Here is a 17,686-nt window from a genome sequence, read left to right as displayed (position 1 = left end):
ATGCCGATGGCTTTTCAAATTTTGCTGAATCTCATGATCGCCGTGATCTGGATGATGTTGAACGGAAACTGGACGGCTTCCGGCTTTGTCGTCGGATATGCGCTCGGCATAGCGGTGCTCTACTTCGTACGCAAATTCCGGCCGGAGCCGTTCTATCTGACGAAGGCTTGGGCGGTGCTCAAACTGGCCGTACTGTTGATTCGCGAGCTGCTGATCTCCAGCTTCGAAGTGATCGGGCATATCCTTCGTCCCAAGCTCAAGATGCGGCCCGGCATTTTCGAATACCGCACGGAGCTGTCTTCGGATTGGGAAGTGACGATCTTGGCCTGCATGATTTGTCTGACGCCGGGCACGCTTACGCTCGAAGTGTCGGACGATAACCGTACCTTATACATTCACGCGCTTGATATTTCGGATGTCGAAAAGATGTCCGGCAAGATCCGCGATACGTTCGAAAAAGCGATTATGGAGGTGACCCGGTCATGATTAACGTGTTTCTGAACCTCGCGCTGGCGATTCTGGCGCTTGCCGTACTCGGCTGCGCCTACCGCTTGATCGTCGGGCCCAGCCGCTCCGACCGGATCGCCGCGCTGGATACGATCGGGATCGTTCTGCTGGCGATGGTCGCGGTGCTGTGCATGCGGCTCGATACGCAGGCGCTGACGGAGATCATCCTCGTCATCGGCATCCTGACGTTTATCGGAACGACGGTATTGGCGCGTTATATCGAGAGAGGGAGCGTGATCGAAGATGGCGACGATCGTTGAATGGATCGCGATCGCGTTGGCGCTTGCCGGCGCGATCGTCTGCGCGATCAGCGCGTTCGGCTTGATCCGCCTGCCGGACGTGTATCTGCGCTCGCACGCGGCCACCAAAAGCGCCGCGCTCGGCGTGCTGTTCGTATTGGTCGGCGCGTTTCTTTTTTTCTGGGTGGTCGACGGAGAGATCAACGCCAAGCTGCTGCTCGCGATTCTGTTCGTCTTTATCACTTCGCCGGTGGCCGGGCATCTGAACGGCCGCGCCGCTTACCGTTCCGGCGTCAAGCTGTGGAAAGGGAGCGTGCGCGACGATTTCAAGCCGGTATTGGAGAGCGGCGGGAAATCCGGACCGGAGACGGCGCATGAGGCGGAACCGCCTAAGCGTCCTTAGTTCGGCGTCGATCTTCATAAGCGTTCGGCGTCGGGCGTATCGGTCTCATCATGGCTTACCGGATAAGCGGGATCGAACGCTGTACGTTAGAAAGGCATGCAAAGAAAAGGAAGCTTCCGATTCGGAAGCTTCCTTTTTGGCGTACATTCGATTCATGCTGCCGGTTCGTGCCGCGAAACATTACGTATTCTGCGGACGGATCTCGGTCGCGGGCGGTTCCGCGGGAGCGGCCTGCGGCTGCGCCGGATCTCGGCGATGGAACCAGTAGATGACGAACGCGACGATCGCCGGAAGCACGATCGACACGATGCCCACCGCGACGTAAGTCGCCGAACCCATGAAGATGAGGCTGAGGCCCATCAGGATGCTGTCGAAGACGACATGCGCGAACATGGCCGTGATGTAGCCGTAACGCAGGAAGATGAAGCTGAAGATCAGACCTAAGAACAGCAGCTCGATCGGCCGCGTGACGACCGGATAGATCGAATACAGCGTATGGCCGAACGCCCAGATCAGCGTGGTGATCGCGGCCGCGACCCAAGTGCTGCGGACGACCTTTTTGAGCATCGGAATGCCGAACAGGCGGTAGATGGCTTCTTCGGAGATGCCGGCCATCCAAGCCATGATCGGGAACAGCCACGGGAACATCATGTTATACGTGGACTGCGAATCGTCCGTGGTGTAGAACACGCCGAGCGAACGTTCGAGCACGAAGAAGATCACGGCTTGCACGGCAAGCAGGATCAGCGCCCAGAGATAGCCGGTCTTCGCCGCTTCCCAGACATGTTTGCCGTAGCCGGGTTCGCCGCGCCGCATCCACATGTTGCGGCCTTGGCTGCGCCAGAGGGCGTCGCCGCCGACGAACGTGAAGTACAAGCCCGCCGCCATGATCAATCCGACGACGATCTGAATCCCCAGCGTGAACACGAATTCCAGACTGGAATAGCTGGTGCTCTCGAAATAAGGACGCATGTTCCAGACGGAAAATACCGAGACTACATAATAGAACAAAGACAAGAAGATCCCGCGTTTGAACGAAGTGAATTTTCTCAGAATGGAGGCATAGACGATCGCCAAGATGCTGAGCACGAACGTCAGCAGCAGATAGCCGCCGTAAGTCATGACGCCCGCCCAGAACGTCTGCTTGTCGATGTAATCGGTATAAGACGAAGGAATGGTGAAGTTCGTCCGCACCGAAGCGACCTTTTCGCCTTCGAAAGTCACGTTGACTTCCAGAGTGCTGTCGCCGATCTTGACGGACGGGTCGACGTAGCGCAGGCCCGAAGCGCCTTCGCTCGAGGTCAGCTCCAACTTCGCCGGGTCGAGGCCGAGCGAGCGGAGCGCCGGTTCGGCTATCTTTACTTTTTCGTCTCGAAGCATGCTCGCATCTTCAAGCGTAGTCGGAAAAGCGGTGTTCGACAATTTTTCGGCGAAGTCGGCCTGCAGATCGTTGAACGCCAGAACGCGCCCGTCTTTCGATCCGACGTCGATCCGCAGATCGCGTTTCACGCCGTCCGCGGTGTAGCGGTAGATGACGCGGAACATCTCGTAAGGATAAGCGTCGAGATATGTACGATCGTATTCGCTGAGCAATTTCTCTCGGGACAGGTAGCCGTACAGGTTCGAATCGCTGCGGTAAGCGACGGTCGCTTCGCCGAGCGGGGCGGTGATGCCGAGCTGTTCGGAAGCGAATGCGGAAGCTGCGGCTTCCGCCTGCTCGGTATCGATCAGCACGTACGCCTCTTGTTGGTTCATGTCGCTCTGGAACAGGGTGGTGAAGTTGAAGAGAACGTAAATGACCAATCCGATGGCGGCGGCCAAGCCGAGTTTCTTGTAGTTTACGTGCAGAATGCGCTGATGCGGGTCTATCATGGTTTTCCTCCTTGCCGGGTTTGGCCTTTCGCGAGATCGGAACTTCCGATTCGGATGCCTTTCTCTAAAATACCATATTCGGGGAGCCCAATACCATCGAATCGCCGGCGCGATGCCTTTCGATTCGTTTTGCGCGCGCAACTCGCAGTTGTGGGATAGGGACCGGGGCGGATATAATAGGACGACTGACGATGTTAACGGATAAACAGAGAGGAGAACGAACGAATGGCGATGGCGCTTCCCAAGCTCCGATTCGCCCCGCCGCAGATTCTGGCGATCGGTTACGCGACCATGGTGCTGCTCGGCACGCTGCTGCTGATGCTGCCGGTCTCCAGCGCGTCGGGCAAGTCGATGCCGGCGATCGATGCTTTTTTTACGGCTACTTCGGCCGTGTGCGTGACCGGTCTCGTGGTCGTCGATACCGGCACCTTTTTCACGTCGTTCGGCCAGACGGTCATCCTGACTTTGATTCAGGTAGGCGGTCTGGGATTCATGACGATGGCGACGCTGTTCGCGCTGGTCTTTCAACGGCGGATCTCGCTGCGCGACCGTCTGCTGCTGCAGGAGGCCATGAATCAGGGTTCGGTCGAAGGCATCGTGCGATTGATCCGCCGCGTCTTGTATTATTCGCTGGCGATCGAAACGGCCGGCGCGCTGCTGTTCACGCTGCGTTTATCGTTCGATATGCCTTTCGGCCGGGCGCTGTATTTCGGCGTTTTTCATTCGGTTTCTTTTTTCAATAATGCCGGTTTCGATATTTTCGGGCATTTTCGGAGTCTGACCCAGTATACGGACGACCCGATCATGAATCTGACCTCGATCGCGCTGATCGTGCTCGGCGGCCTCGGCTTTATCGTATTGTCCGACCTGGCCGACCTGCCGCGCAAGAAAAAGCTGTCGCTTCATTCCAAAATCGTGTTATCGACGACCGCGGTGCTGCTGGCGCTGGGCGCGGTCGTCATTCTGATCTTCGAAGGAAGCAACCCGGGCACGCTAGGCAATCTCGGCTGGGGCGGCAAATTCTGGGGCGCGCTGCTTCAATCGACCACGCCCCGCACGGCGGGGATCAATTCGGTCGATCTGACCGCGCTGCATCAAGCGACGCAGTTCCTGCTGTTGATCCTGATGTTCATCGGCGCTTCGCCGGGTTCGACGGGCGGCGGGATCAAAACGACGACGTTCGCCGTCACGATCGGCGCGATGGTCACGATGATGCGAGGCCGGGAAGACGTCGTCTTTTTCCGGGCCCGGATCGGACGCGACCGGATTCTCAAAGCGCTGACGATCATTCTGCTGTCGCTGGCGCTGGTCATCGCCGTCGCGATGATTCTGTCGGCGACCGAAGACCACGACTTCATGCTGGTGCTGTTCGAGACGATGTCCGCGTTCGGCACGGTCGGCTTGTCGCTCGGGTTGACGCCCGAGCTGTCGACCTTCGGCAAGATCCTGATCGCGCTGACGATGTTCGCCGGCCGGGTCGGCCTGCTGACGCTGGTCTACGCGCTCAAGCCGAAAAAGAATTTCGAGAAGTATCGGTATCCCGAAGGCAAGATCATCATTGGTTAAGGCGGTGCATGGACAGTGAGTACACAACAATTCGTGGTCATCGGACTGGGACGCTTCGGCATGAGTCTGGGCATGGAACTGATCGAGCTGGGTTACGAGGTCATGGGCGTGGACCGCAGCGAAGAAGTGGTCGAAGAATTGGGCGGACGCTTCACGTATGCGGCGGTAGCCGACGCGACGGACGAAGAAGTGCTGCGTTCGCTCGGCATCCGCAACTTCGACTGCGGCATCGTGGCGATCGGCGAGAATATGCAGACGAGCATTCTGGCCGCGATCCTGCTCAAAGAACTGGGCGTCAAAAAAGTCGTGGCCAAAGCGATCACGGTGCTGCACGGCCGGGCGCTCGAGAAAATCGGCGTCGATCAGGTCATTTTCCCGGAGCGCGACATGGGCATCCGGGTGGCGCATCAGTTGGTCACGCCGAACCTGCTCGATTACATCAAGCTGTCCGACGACTATTCGATCGTGGAGATGCGGGTTCCGCATTGTCTCGACGAGCGGACCATCTCCGACCTGAATTCGCGCGCCCGGTTCGGCTGCACGATCGTCGCGCTCCGGACGGACGCGGGCGTGACGGTCGCGCCGACGGCGCTCGACCAGATGCGCGAAGGAGATATCATGGTCATCGCGGGTCCCAACGACCGGATCGAACAGTTCGAGCGCGAAGTGGTGAACGTCGAAGAGTGATCGGGCCGGCGAACGGAAACGGACCAAAAGGCAACGACGAACAGGCGGAAACGGAGACCTTATCCGGTCCGCCTTTTTTCGAAGACGAAGCCTTGCCGTTCGCGGGCGGGACGGCCTCTTCGTTCGAGGTCCGGACGCCGGTTCAAAGCCGGCAAGCCGGTTTAATGATTTCTGCATGGTTGTTGCCTCGTTAACCTTTAGGCACGCTTACATATACTATGCAGGAATTTTTTGTTTTCAAAAAGTCGCCATATTGGTTCCATTCTCCGTATTTTTGGAGTAACATAAAAGGGAAGCCGTTTTGTTCACACAATTGTAAAGGGTGCAATCCCCCGGTCTCGCGCGCGCGTAAGCAAGCAGGCCGGCAGAGCGGCAAATTCCTTTGTGGAATTTATGAAAACGTTCTAAAAAGGCATTTTGCGGCGCCGGGAAGCTTGGCTGCCGGGAGCGGCGGAATGTCGAAAGACGAAAGGGGACGGTTCGGCAGATGAAAGGTTACTACGCCAGAAAGGTGCACTCGTTATTGGGTCTGGTACCGCTCAGCTTATTCCTTATCGAACACGCAATCACCAACTATGCGGCATTCGACGGCGGGCAGGACGGATTCCGGGACGCGGTGCGAAAGCTCAACGATCTACCACTTATTTTCTTCCTTGAACTGTTCGCGATCTGGCTTCCGCTGCTCTTTCACGGCGTATACGGGCTGTACATCGCTTATCAGGCGCAGCCGAACCTGGGACATTTCAAGACCGAACGCAACTGGCGTTTCGTGCTTCAGCGCGTGAGCGGCGTCATCGCGTTCGTCTTCATTATCTGGCACGTCTATTCGACACGCTTCCAGATCAGTCTGGGCAACGTCACGCACGACGAGCTGGGCGGTTGGATGCACAATATCGTGACGCAGCCGGGCTTCTTCGTCTTCTTCCTGGTCGGCGTGATCGCCACGACGTTCCACTTCGCCAACGGCGTGTGGGCTTTCCTCGTCAGCTGGGGCATCACGGTGGGACCGCGCGCGCAGCGCATCTCGTCTTACGTCTGCCTGGGGCTGTTCGTGATCGTGACGACTCTGTTCATGCTGTCGCTGTTCGCGTTCCGCGGCGAAGAATTCGCCGATACGGCCAGCGTCATCACCACGTTCAAATCAATGATCGGCTAAGGGGGACTTAATCAGACATGGCAAAATCCGGACTTATTATCGTCGGCGGCGGGCTTGCGGGCCTTATGGCAACCGTCAAAGCGGCCGAAGCCGGCGTTTCTGTACAGTTGTTCTCCCTGGTTCCCGTCAAGCGTTCCCACTCCGTTTGCGCCCAAGGCGGCATTAACGGAGCGGTCAATACGAAGGGCGAAGGCGATTCTCCGTGGATTCACTTCGACGATACGGTATACGGCGGCGACTTCCTCGCCAACCAGCCGCCCGTCAAAGCGATGTGCGAAGCGGCGCCGGGAATCATCCACTTGATGGACCGCATGGGCGTCATGTTCAACCGGACGCCGGAAGGTTTGCTCGATTTCCGCCGTTTCGGCGGAACGAAATTCCACCGTACGGCATTCGCCGGCGCGACGACGGGACAGCAGCTGCTGTACGCGCTCGACGAGCAGGTACGCCGCTACGAAGCCGCCGGTCTCGTGACCAAATACGAGAACTGGGAGTTCCTCGGCGCGGTATTGGACGACGAAGGCGTCTGCCGAGGCGTCGCTTCGCAGAACCTTCGCACGATGGAAGTTCAGACGTTCGTCTCCGACGCGGTCATTCTCGCGACCGGAGGACCCGGCATCATCTTCGGCAAGACGACCAACTCGGTCATCAATACCGGAACCGCGGCCAGCGCCGTCTACCAGCAGGGCGTTCATTACGCGAACGGCGAATTTATCCAGATTCACCCGACGGCCATCCCGGGCGACGACAAGCTGCGCCTGATGTCCGAATCGGCGCGCGGCGAAGGCGGCCGGATCTGGACGTACAAAGACGGCAAGCCGTGGTATTTCCTCGAAGAGAAATACCCGTCTTACGGCAACCTCGTGCCGCGCGATATCGCGACGCGCGAGATCTTCAACGTCTGCGTGGACCAGAAGCTCGGCATCAACGGCGAGAACATGGTCTATCTGGATCTGTCGCATAAAGACCCTAAAGAACTCGACGTCAAACTCGGCGGCATCATCGAGATCTACGAGAAGTTCATGGGCGACGACCCGCGCAAGATTCCGATGAAAATCTTCCCGGCCGTTCACTATTCCATGGGCGGCATGTGGGTCGACTATAACCAAATGACGAACATTCCGGGGCTGTTCGCGGCCGGCGAATGCGAATATCAATACCACGGTGCGAACCGTCTCGGCGCGAACTCGCTGGTCTCCGCCATCTACGGCGGCATGATGGCCGGCCCGAAAGCGGTCGAGTATATCAAAGGTCTCAAGAAATCGGCGGCCGACCTGTCCAGCAGCCTGTTCGACAGCGTGCGGGCCAAGCACGAAGCCCGTTACAACGAACTGCTCGGCATGGATGCGGGTTCGGAGAACGCTTACGTGCTGCACCGCGAACTCGGCGAGTGGATGACCGACAATATGACGGTCGTGCGCTACAACGACAAGCTGGAGCAGACGATCGGCAAGATCAAGGAACTGAAGCAGCGCTACCGCAAGATCAACATGATGGATACGGCCCGTTGGAACAACTCCAGCGTCGCGTTTACCCGTCAACTGTGGAACATGCTGGAGCTGGCCGAAGCGATGACGCTCGGCGCGCTGATGCGGAACGAAAGCCGCGGCGCGCATTACAAACCGGACTTCCCGATGCGTAACGACGAAGAATTCCTGAAAACGACGAAGGCGGCTTGGACGCCGGACGGCCCGAGCATTTCTTACGAGGACGTCGACGTTTCCCTGATCCCGCCTCGCGTTCGCGACTACTCGAAAGATTGAGAATGGGGGAGAATACGACCATGGCGGAAACTACGACTGCATCGCAAACAACTCAGAATACGGCCAGAAGAGTCAAGTTTATCATCACCCGTCAGGATACGCCGGAGAGCAAGCCTTACACCGAAGAATTCGATCTCCCTTACCGTCCGGGCATGAACGTGATCAGCGCCTTGATGGAGATCCAGCGCAATCCGGTCAATGCCGGCGGAACGTCCACGGCTCCGGTATGTTGGGAGTCGAACTGTTTGGAAGAAGTCTGCGGCGCCTGCTCGATGGTCATCAACGGCAAGCCGCGTCAAGCTTGTTCGGCGCTCGTCGACCAGTTGGAACAGCCGGTGCGCGTCGCGCCGATGTCGACGTTCCCGGTCGTTCGCGACCTGGTCATCGACCGCAGCCGGATGTTTAACGCGTTGAAAAAAGTCAAAGCTTGGATTCCGATCGACGGCACGTACGATCTCGGTCCGGGCCCGCGCATGGCGGAGAACAAACGCCAGTGGGCTTACGAATTGTCCAAGTGCATGACCTGCGGCGTCTGCCTCCAAGCCTGCCCGAACGTCAACGACAAGACCGATTTCATCGGTCCGGCCGCTTTGTCGCAGGTTCGCCTGTTCAACGCGCACCCGACCGGCGAGATGTACGCCGAAGACCGTCTGGACACGCTGATGGAAGGCACCGACGGCATCGAAGGCTGCGGCAACTCGCAGAACTGCGTGCGCGCCTGCCCGAAAGGCATTCCGCTGACCACGTCCATCGCCGAGCTGAACAAACAGACGACGAAACGGATGTTCAAACGCTGGTTCACGCAGTAAGAAACGCAGCGTCAGCTTTATGATCATCGAATCCGAGAAGCCCGCAAGCCGGGTTTCTCGGATTTTTGATATCCGCTAAAAGAGTCTTTTTGAATCGACGCGAATTCCGTTTCTCGAACTTTTTTCGTGGTAAACTGGAAAGACTTGAACCGTTAGAAGATCGATAAGGAAGTGAAAGCGATGATTACAGAAAAACCCCATACCCGAAGCTCGATCGCGGCCGAAGCGCTCGCGCTCGGCGTGCAGCCCGGTTCGGTGCTGCTTGTCCATTCGTCGCTCAAAGCGATCGGAGGATGGATCGCGGGCGGAGCGGAAGCCGTGGTTCTCGGACTTGAAGACGCGCTCGGCGAAGACGGCACGCTGGTGATGCCGACCCAGTCGTCCGATCTGACCGATCCGGCGATCTGGATGGCGCCGCCGCTCGATCCGCAATGGTGGGATCTGGTACGCGCGGAGATGCCGCTGTACGATCCGGACCTGACCGCTACGAGCGGTATGGGCGCGATCCCCGAGACGTTCCGCAAACAGCGAGGCACGCGGCGCAGCGCGCATCCGCATGTGTCGTTCGCGGCCAGAGGGCCGCAGGCCGAAGCGATTACGGGCCGTCACCCGCTGGCTTTCGGACTGGGCGAAGAATCGCCGCTGGGACGGCTGTACGAGCTGGACGCCCAAGTGCTGATGCTCGGGACCGGTTACGGGACCAATACTTCGTTCCATCTGAGCGAATACCGGGCCGACTATCGGGGCAAGCGCACGCTGCATCCCAAAGCCAAAGTGATGGGCGAACAAGGACCGGAATGGGTGAAGTTCGAGGATATCAACTTCGATTCGGAGGATTTCGAACGCATGGGCGCGGATTTCGAATCCGAGCAGGGACGTTACGTTCGTCGAGGCAGGATCGGGCAAGCGGACTGCCGATTGATTCCGCAGCGGACGCTGGTCGATTACGCCGTCCGCTGGTTGGAGCTGTACCGATAAGGCTCAGACAGATCAGATCATGAACCGAAGAGGGGGAACGCCAAATGGCGGACAAAGAACGGATCGCCGGCAATCTGCCGGACTGGCTGCCGATTCGCACGGAGCGTTTGGAACTGCGCATGTTGACGATCGAAGACATCCGGAACTGGAGCAGCAGCGCTTCCGATACCGAAGTGAACCGCTATCTCGCTTCGGCGGGACGCACTTTCGGCGTAGGCAATCCGGATCGCGTGTATCGGCAGATCGAGGAATCTTATCGAAGCTTGAGCGCGCTGCATCTGGGGATCTTTTTGCACGGGGGAGACGATATCATCGGGTTGTGTTCTTTCCAACGCTGGGACCCGCGCGGAGGCAAAGCGGAGTTGGGGTTCGCGCTCTCGCACGAGCATTGGGGAAAAGGTTATGCGACGGAAGCCGCGTCCGCGTTGGCGCGGTTCGGCTTCGAACATCTGGAGCTGGAGCGCATTCAGGCCCGCTGTTTCGTGAAGAACGAAGCTTCGCTTCGCGTGCTTCAGAAGATCGGCATGGAGCGTCAGCATCGGCCGGAGTTCGGCTTCGGCGTGAAGCGCCGGGACGACGAATTGGGCGTAGTCGTGTTTACGCTTTCGCACGCGGCGATGCAGAATCAAGCTTGATTTTTCCAGAAAACTGGTTTTGTTACACAATTGAAATATAAGCGACATTGTTCTCTAACATGGGTGGGGTATAAATAAGACATGACCCCCTTTTGAAATAGAAGTGACTTGACCCGGACTCTCGTCCGGGTCCTTTTTTTTGCGTTCAAAAAAGAAACGGCCCCTTATAAAGGAACCGTTACCGGTTTGCGTTCTTTGACGTACACCCATTCTGTGAAACCGATCTCCCGCAGCTTGGCGGCGACCGCTTCGAAATCTTCTCCGACCCGGGACGGTCTGTGAGCGTCGGAGCCGAAAGAGATCGAGACGCCGTAATGCAGCGCCCGTTCCAGAACAGCATCCGACGGATACCAGCCGCCGCACAGTTTGGTGCCTCCCGACGTGTTGACTTCGATCGCCAGCCCCAGCTCTCCGATCGTTTTAAGCGCCGCGTTTACCGCGTCTTCGGCCTCGATCTCCGCGAAAGCGGGGTAATAGCCCTTCATCGCGTCGATATGGCCGAGAATCTGGAACATGCCGCTGCGCGCGGAAGCTTCGATGAGGCGGTAATATTCTTTTTTGGCTTCGATCATCGCGGCCGCGGACAGTCCTTCCCAACGGTTGCGGTCGAAGATGCTGCGTCCGCCGCTGATATGGACGGAGCCGATCACGTAATCGAACGGATAACGCTCGATCGCGTCGCGGTATACCTGCTCGTGGTCGATGAAATAATCCGATTCGATGCCGAGCAGCACGTCGATCCGGCCTTCGTATTCGCGCTTCAGCTTAAGCACTTCTTCGACGTAAGCGTCGAGTTCCAGTCTCGACATGGCGAGCGTCGGCGACGGATGATCGAGCGGACTGAACAAATGCGGCATATGATCGGAGATGCCGATCACGGACAATCCTTCGCGGATTCCGGCTTCGATATAGTCCCGGATGTCGCCGTCCGCATGTCCGCAGCGGTAATGGTGGGTATGTAAGTCGAACTTCATGGACGGATTCTCCTTTTTTCTTCATTTAAATAAAAAGGCAGCGCTCTGCTTGCCGCCCGTTCTATTCCGAGCCGATGAACTGCGTTTCCGGCATGCCTTTGAGATCGGCGAGGAATTGGCGCATGGCCGAATTCAAATATTTGCCCGAGCGATAGATCACGCCGACGGGATGGCTGGTCTCGAACTCCGTGATCGGCAGCATGATCAGCGAGCCTTGACGGACTTCTCTGGAGATCGACAGTTTCGAGATGACGGCGGCGCCGAGATTCAGTTCGACCATCCGTTTGACTTCTTCGCTGCTGGAGAGTTCCATCGCGACATGAGGAACGATGCCGTGCTCTTTGAACACCTGCTCGACGAACCGTCTTCCGACCGTATCGGGCGACAGCATGATCATCGGCACGTCTTTGAGGTCTTCCAGACCGATCTTTTTCTTGCGGGCCAATTCGTTCTGCGGAGAGACCACAAGCTCGAACGTATCGTAATAGAGCACGGACGTCTCCAGATCGGGATTGCGCTCGATCAGGTAACCGATGCCGATATCGACCGAACCGTTTTCGACCAAACTATAGATCTGCGAAGAAGGCATCGATTGGATGCTCGTCTGGATCAGCGGGAATTGGTTCTGAAAATAAGACAAGACGCGCGGCAAAATCTGAATGGCGATCGAGGTCGTCGTGCCGAGCATGATATGGCCCTGCGGCGTTTCTTCGAGATCGGTAATCTTCTGCTTCAGTTCCTCGACGACGGCCAAGATGCGCTCGGCATGTTCGAGAAATACCAGCCCCCGGTCGGTCAACGTTACCGGTTGGCTGCGATCGACCAGAACGGCTTTGAATTCGTCTTCGAGGCTTTTGATCTGCGCGGAAACGGCGGGCTGTGTAAGATTGAGCAGTTCACCGGCTTTGCGGAAGCTCATCGTCTTCGAGATCGTGACGAGCGTCTCCAACTGACTCATATTCATGAAAGTTCTCCTCCCACCGCGTACTTTTACGTTACTTTTCTTTTCATAAATTATAGGTGAAGAACAAAAGCAAAAGCAATGCAAACCGCCATAAAGGAGAGAAAAGGCGGAAGAAGAAAGCGCGATCGGGAAAACCCGAAAATTGACCGTTGATAAAAAAATGCGACGAAAGTCGCGACTTTCCTTAAAATAGGTCTTTTGCTGTAAAAAAGCGCCCCTTTAAAGGCGATAAAAGAAAGAGTCGAATTTTTGGAGATTTTAGCGGCAGTCAGACGAAAGCCCACCGTGCGTTTGCGAGACTCTCGCCCGTTTTTCGTCGGAAGCCGATGTCGAAAAGGATCAATCTTTTCTGAAGATTGTGATGAAATTATCATTTGAAAAGAAGCTGTATTATTTTTTATTCTCACGTATAATTGGGATAGCAAAAAAATAGGACTCAAGGTTCGTTAACCAAGCCACCTAATTACCCATAAGACGTGATTCCAAAAACCTAGATTAGCAGGAGGCGAATGTTTATTATGAAAGCGGAGGTTATCAACCCGTTTTTGGAATCGGCCAAGCTGGTGCTTCAGCAGGTCATTCAAGTTTCTCCTTCGACGGGAACGCTGGCGGTCAAGAGCGTGAAGCCGATCAACGATCATATCTGGATTCAGATCGGCATGACGGGGCAGTTGAGCGGCAATATCATCTTCGGCCTGCACGAACAAGTGGCGATGAAGATCGTCTCGGCGATGATGGGCGGCTTCACGATTACGGAACTGGACGAGATGGGACGCAGCGCGATCTCCGAGTTGGGCAACATGATCAGCGGCAATGCGGGCATCTTGTTGTCGAATCAAGGGGTTACCGTTGATATCACGCCTCCGAACGTGATGCACGGAGACGGGTTCACGGGAGACATGCCGGAGAAAGCTTTGACCATTCCGCTGCTCATGGACGGCATCGGCGAACTGGATATTCAAGTCTTGATCTCTTAAAATAAGAGGCGGAACGATATCGCAACGACGAAGGAGCCTTCGCCTTGATGTTAACGGAAAAAGTCGTATTGATTACGGGCGCTTCGAGCGGAATCGGAGCGCTCGCCGCGCGCAAAGTATCCGAGCGCGGAGGCGTGCCGATTCTGGCGGCCCGTTCGGAAGATAAACTGCGCGCCGCGGCGAAAGCCGTGCCCGGGAAGCACGGCCTTCGCCTGCTCGATGTCGGCAGCGCCGAATCCGTCGAGCAGATCGTAAACGGCATCGTCGACGAATACGGCCGCATCGACATTCTCGTCAATAACGCCGGCTACGGATTGTTCGAGACGGCCGAAGAGATGGCGCTTTCGGATTACGAAGGCATCATGAACGTCAATTATATGGGCGTCGTGCGCTGCACCAAGGCGGTACTGCCTTATATGCGCCGGGCGGGAAGCGGTCAGATCTTGACCGTCGCGTCGATGGCGGGCAAGTTCGCCACGGCCAAGTCGGCCGGTTACGCGGCGTCCAAGCATGCGGTTCTGGGCTTCATGAACTCGCTGCGGCAGGAGCTTAGAGGGAGCGGCATTGCCGTTTCTTCGGTCAATCCGGGCCCGATCGACACGCCGTTCTTCGAAACGGCCGATCCCGACGGCACGTACGTCAAAAGCGTCGGACGTTTCCTGCTGCCGCCGGAGAAAGTCGCTAACGAGATGGTGCGTTCGATGGAGACCCGGCGCGACGAGATCGACCTGCCGCGTTATCTGGGTCTCGCGATCCGCTTGTACGGCTTGATGCCGCGAACCGCGGACCGTTTGGCGGGACGTTTTTTGAACCTGAAATAGCTCGCACGCGGACGAGAAGCCCGCCGGAAGTTTCCTGATCGATCGGGGAGGCTTCCGGCGGGTTTTTCGCTGCGCTCTTTTGGCTGCTTTTCCGGACGGCGTTTCTTGACAGGGCAGCGTCCGCCTTTTACAATCGAGCAAACCGCGCGTGCGAACACGTACGAAAAGGCTTGGTTCGTACGCAGGATGGAGGAATCGGAAAATGGGCAAACTGCAAGGCAAAACGGCGATCGTCACCGGAGCGGGACGGTCCGAAGGGATCGGAGCCGCGATCTGCCGCGCGCTGGCTTCGGAAGGCGCGGACGTATTTTTTACGTATTTTAAACCTTATGACCAAGAGCTGTACCCGGAGACCGCCGATGCGAGCTGGCCCGAGACATTCGCTCAAGAACTTCAAGCCTTCGGCGTGCGCGTCGGACATGCGTCCGCGGATTTGTCGAAGCCGGGCGCGGAAATCGGGCTGCTCAACGAAGCGCGCGAGCAGGTCGGCGTTCCGAACGTGCTCGTCAATAACGCGGCGTACGGCATCGATGCCGATTTTCGCCAATTGACGGACGCTTTGATCGACGCGCATTGCGCGGTCAATATGCGCGGGACGTTCATGCTGGCTGCCGAGTTCGCGCGCATGATCGAAACTGGGCAGCAGAACGGGGATACGACCGTTTCCGCCGAGCGGGGAGCGCGTATCATCAATATGACGTCGGGACAAGGCAAAGGGCCGATGCCCGGCAACCTGATCTACGCCGCTACCAAAGGCGCGATCTCCGTGTTCACCGAATCGCTCGCCGCCGAATTGGCTCCTCTGCATATCACGGTGAACGCCGTCGATCCCGGTCCTACCGATTCGGGTTGGATGGACGAAGCGTTCAAAAAGCAGATCCTGCCCGCTTTTCCGACGGGACGGATCGGGCTGCCCGAAGACGCGGCGCGTTTGATCGCTTTTCTCGCGAGCGACGACGCCTGCTGGATCACCGGACAGATCATTCATTCCCGAGGCGGATTTTGATCGGAGAGAGGTTCCGAATTGCGGCGATGCTTGGCGGCCTGCGCTTGTTCGGGGTATGTTCTTCATAAAAGGGAGGAGTGTCGACGAATGAGATGGCTGGCGTCGCAACCCTATTATCAGGTGCAGCGCGAAGTGGCGGAAGGCCGGCAGGAACGGATCGTCTCGAACCGGCGGCTCGATCTGTACCATGACCGCATCACGACGCATCGCCGGGAATTTCCGCTGCGCGACGTCTTCGACATGTCGTACCGCCGGATCGGCGGCGGGATCGGCATGCTGTATCTGCATACGAGCATCGGCGTGTTTTCGTATACCGTCAACACGGACCCCGGCGATTTTATCGCCCGTTTCAAATCGATGCCGCCCGAATAAACAGATCGCGCCGCTCGCGCCGACGACTTTTCATGACCGCGTTCTCCGATTTCGGAGAAAGGCGGTTTTTCTTTTGCCTCATAAAAATTGAAATCTAACGTTGACGTTAACGTTAATATGTAGTAATATTCATATGTAAATGTTGAAATATTACGAAACAGACGGAATCATTTCTGAAAAGGAGGAGTAGACGTGACTTCTTATAAGGACGTGACTTCTTATAAGATCGATGATGTCGCTCGGGAGACCGGCTTAACCAAACGCACGATCCGTTATTACGAAGAGATCGGACTGATGCCCGCGCCCGAACGCAGCGAAGGCGGAACGCGGCGGTACACCCAAGAGCATATCGAGCATCTGCGGCGAGTGATCGAAGCGCGCGACGTTTTGGGATTTTCGCTTCAGGAAATTCAGGAGTACATCGTCTATGCGCAGGAACTGACCGGACACCGGCAGTTGTATCCGCAGATTCAAGAGCCCGAACTCAAACTCGCCAAGCTGCGGGAAATGGACGGAGCGCTGGACGCGCAGCTTCGCGCCCTGCAGGAGAAGATCGATAAGATCCTATCGATGAAGCAGGAACTCGAACAATTTCGCGATCGGGTCTCGGCCGGCATCGCAAGATTGGAAGCCGAGCATGATCCGCAATCAACCAAGAACGACATGGAGGGAACAAGAAAATGAAAAGCGAAACGCAAGTTCGTACGAAATCGCTGCCTCCGGAGGGGAAAACCCTGAAGGAAGGCGGTTTTTTATCGCAGCCGAAGGCGGTCTGGGCCGTCATGTTCGCCTGCATCATCTCGTTTATGGGTATCGGGTTGGTCGATCCGATTCTGCCGGCGATCGCCAAGCAGCTTCAGGCGTCGCCGAGCCAAGTCTCGCTGCTGTTCACCAGTTATAACTTCGTGACCGGGGTCGCGATGCTGATCACCGGGTTCGTATCCAGCCGCATCGGCGTCAAAAAGACGCTGCTCAGCGGCATTCTGCTGACCGTCGTCTTCTCGGCGCTGGCCGGTTCGTCGAGCACCATCGCGGGGATCGTCGGATTCCGCGGCGGTTGGGGACTCGGCAACGCGCTGTTCATCGCGACGGCGCTGTCGGCGATCGTCGGTCTGTCCACGTCGGGCACGGCCAAAGCGATCATCTTGTACGAAGCGGCGCTGGGTCTCGGCATCGCGGTCGGTCCGCTGCTCGGCGGCGAACTGGGCTCCATCTCGTGGAGAGGCCCGTTCTTCGGCGTCAGCGTATTGATGGCGCTGGCTTTCGTAGCGGTTACCGTGCTGCTGCCGAAGATTCCGAAACCGAAAACGACCAGCAAGTTGTCCGATCCGTTCAAAGCATTGGGTTACCCGTCGCTGATGACGCTGGGCATCGTGGCATTCTTGTACAACTTCGGCTTCTTCACCCTGATGGCGTATTCGCCGTATGTGATGGAGCTCGACGAGCACGGGCTCGGCTACGTCTTCTTCGGTTGGGGCCTGCTGTTGGCGATCACGTCCGTGTTCGTCGCGCCGCGTATCCAAAGCCGTTTCGGCACCGTGCGTTCGATGGCCGTCATGCTGACGCTGTTCGCGATCGACCTGCTCGTGATGGCCGTAGGCACGGTCATGGGCAGCCCGACGACCGTTATCGTCTGCGTCATCGTGGCCGGCGCGTTCCTCGGCATCAACAATACGCTGATCACGACGGCCGTCATGGAGTCCGCTCCGGTCGAACGTTCCACGGCTTCGGCGGCTTACAGTTTCGTCCGCTTCATGGGCGGCGCGGTATCGCCGTTCTTGGCCGGTAAGCTGGCCGAATGGTTCAGCGCGGAAATGCCGTTCTACTTCGGCGCGGCGATGGTCGTGATCGGCGTGGTCGCTCTGCTGGCGCGCCGCCGCCATCTGTCGCATATCGACGAAGCGATCAGCCATTAAGCGAAATGGGTAAGAAACAGAAAGACAAAAACGATCAGCGA

19 protein-coding genes are annotated in these 17,686 nt (G+C 57.4%); 16 read left to right on the top strand and 3 right to left on the bottom strand.

The window, feature by feature from the left end:
- Window positions 1-6: 6 nt before the first annotated feature.
- The 3 genes from CDO73_RS11350 to mnhG are packed head-to-tail and all read left to right on the top strand — an operon-like array spanning window position 7 to window position 1,149.
- Window positions 7-486 (top strand): Na+/H+ antiporter subunit E, encoded by a 480-nt coding sequence (locus CDO73_RS11350; RefSeq protein ID WP_088488650.1) that lies wholly within the window; start codon window positions 7-9, stop codon window positions 484-486.
- Window positions 483-767, top strand: coding sequence for a Na(+)/H(+) antiporter subunit F1 (locus CDO73_RS11345; protein WP_088488649.1), 285 nt, complete (start codon window positions 483-485; stop codon window positions 765-767). The genes CDO73_RS11350 and CDO73_RS11345 overlap by 4 nt, the downstream gene beginning before the upstream one ends.
- Complete coding sequence (gene mnhG, locus CDO73_RS11340; protein ID WP_088488648.1) at window positions 751-1,149, top strand: monovalent cation/H(+) antiporter subunit G; 399 nt, start codon at window positions 751-753, stop codon at window positions 1,147-1,149. Before CDO73_RS11345 ends, mnhG begins: the two co-directional genes overlap by 17 nt.
- Window positions 1,150-1,329: 180 nt before the next feature.
- Here the strand turns inward: mnhG and CDO73_RS11335 are convergent, their stop codons facing one another.
- A complete protein-coding gene (locus CDO73_RS11335) occupies window positions 1,330-3,021 on the bottom strand; it encodes a CPBP family intramembrane glutamic endopeptidase (RefSeq protein ID WP_088488647.1) in 1,692 nt (563 codons plus the stop codon).
- Between the two features lie 225 nt (window positions 3,022-3,246).
- Between CDO73_RS11335 and CDO73_RS11330 the strand changes: the two genes are divergently transcribed.
- The 7 genes from CDO73_RS11330 (at window position 3,247) to CDO73_RS11295 (ending at window position 10,615) form a co-directional block, all read left to right on the top strand.
- On the top strand, window positions 3,247-4,587 hold the full coding sequence (locus tag CDO73_RS11330) for a TrkH family potassium uptake protein (protein WP_088488646.1): 1,341 nt from the start codon (window positions 3,247-3,249) through the stop codon (window positions 4,585-4,587).
- Between the two features lie 15 nt (window positions 4,588-4,602).
- Entirely contained in the window at window positions 4,603-5,274 is a 672-nt protein-coding gene (locus tag CDO73_RS11325; protein WP_088488645.1) for a potassium channel family protein, read from the top strand.
- A 487-nt stretch (window positions 5,275-5,761) separates the two neighbouring features.
- Window positions 5,762-6,430, top strand: coding sequence for a succinate dehydrogenase cytochrome b558 subunit (locus CDO73_RS11315; RefSeq protein WP_088488643.1), 669 nt, complete (start codon window positions 5,762-5,764; stop codon window positions 6,428-6,430).
- Between the two features lie 17 nt (window positions 6,431-6,447).
- On the top strand, window positions 6,448-8,193 hold the full coding sequence (sdhA, locus tag CDO73_RS11310) for a succinate dehydrogenase flavoprotein subunit (protein ID WP_088488642.1): 1,746 nt from the start codon (window positions 6,448-6,450) through the stop codon (window positions 8,191-8,193).
- A gap of 20 nt (window positions 8,194-8,213) precedes the next feature.
- A complete protein-coding gene (gene sdhB / locus CDO73_RS11305; RefSeq protein WP_088488641.1) occupies window positions 8,214-9,002 on the top strand; it encodes a succinate dehydrogenase iron-sulfur subunit in 789 nt (262 codons plus the stop codon).
- Window positions 9,003-9,182: 180 nt separating this feature from the next.
- Entirely contained in the window at window positions 9,183-9,980 is a 798-nt protein-coding gene (locus CDO73_RS11300; protein WP_088488640.1) for an AAC(3) family N-acetyltransferase, read from the top strand.
- A gap of 44 nt (window positions 9,981-10,024) precedes the next feature.
- Window positions 10,025-10,615 (top strand): GNAT family N-acetyltransferase, encoded by a 591-nt coding sequence (locus tag CDO73_RS11295; protein ID WP_088488639.1) that lies wholly within the window; start codon window positions 10,025-10,027, stop codon window positions 10,613-10,615.
- A 164-nt stretch (window positions 10,616-10,779) separates the two neighbouring features.
- Here CDO73_RS11295 and CDO73_RS11290 read toward each other — a convergent pair whose 3' ends face one another.
- Window positions 10,780-11,589 (bottom strand): histidinol-phosphatase, encoded by an 810-nt coding sequence (locus CDO73_RS11290; protein ID WP_088488638.1) that lies wholly within the window; start codon window positions 11,587-11,589, stop codon window positions 10,780-10,782.
- 61 nt (window positions 11,590-11,650) lie between these two features.
- Window positions 11,651-12,553, bottom strand: a complete 903-nt coding sequence (locus tag CDO73_RS11285) for a LysR family transcriptional regulator (protein ID WP_088488637.1) — start codon at window positions 12,551-12,553, stop codon at window positions 11,651-11,653.
- A 518-nt stretch (window positions 12,554-13,071) separates the two neighbouring features.
- Here CDO73_RS11285 and CDO73_RS11280 point away from each other — a divergent pair.
- The 6 genes from CDO73_RS11280 (at window position 13,072) to CDO73_RS11255 (ending at window position 17,645) form a co-directional block, all read left to right on the top strand.
- Window positions 13,072-13,530, top strand: a complete 459-nt coding sequence (locus CDO73_RS11280; protein ID WP_088488636.1) for a chemotaxis protein CheX — start codon at window positions 13,072-13,074, stop codon at window positions 13,528-13,530.
- A 47-nt stretch (window positions 13,531-13,577) separates the two neighbouring features.
- Window positions 13,578-14,351, top strand: coding sequence for an SDR family NAD(P)-dependent oxidoreductase (locus tag CDO73_RS11275; RefSeq protein WP_179218673.1), 774 nt, complete (start codon window positions 13,578-13,580; stop codon window positions 14,349-14,351).
- Between the two features lie 202 nt (window positions 14,352-14,553).
- Window positions 14,554-15,357 (top strand): SDR family oxidoreductase, encoded by an 804-nt coding sequence (locus CDO73_RS11270; protein WP_088488634.1) that lies wholly within the window; start codon window positions 14,554-14,556, stop codon window positions 15,355-15,357.
- Between the two features lie 87 nt (window positions 15,358-15,444).
- Window positions 15,445-15,729, top strand: a complete 285-nt coding sequence (locus CDO73_RS11265; protein ID WP_088488633.1) for a hypothetical protein — start codon at window positions 15,445-15,447, stop codon at window positions 15,727-15,729.
- A gap of 192 nt (window positions 15,730-15,921) precedes the next feature.
- A complete protein-coding gene (locus tag CDO73_RS11260) occupies window positions 15,922-16,413 on the top strand; it encodes a helix-turn-helix domain-containing protein (protein WP_256972659.1) in 492 nt (163 codons plus the stop codon).
- Window positions 16,410-17,645 (top strand): MFS transporter, encoded by a 1,236-nt coding sequence (locus CDO73_RS11255; protein ID WP_088488632.1) that lies wholly within the window; start codon window positions 16,410-16,412, stop codon window positions 17,643-17,645. Before CDO73_RS11260 ends, CDO73_RS11255 begins: the two co-directional genes overlap by 4 nt.
- Window positions 17,646-17,686: the final 41 nt, after the last annotated feature.

Source organism: Saccharibacillus sp. O23, from assembly GCF_002205895.1.
Classification (GTDB): Bacteria; Bacillota; Bacilli; order Paenibacillales; family Paenibacillaceae; genus Saccharibacillus.
Note: the sequence above shows the minus strand (reverse complement) of the source record. Positions and strands in the feature narration are given on the sequence as shown.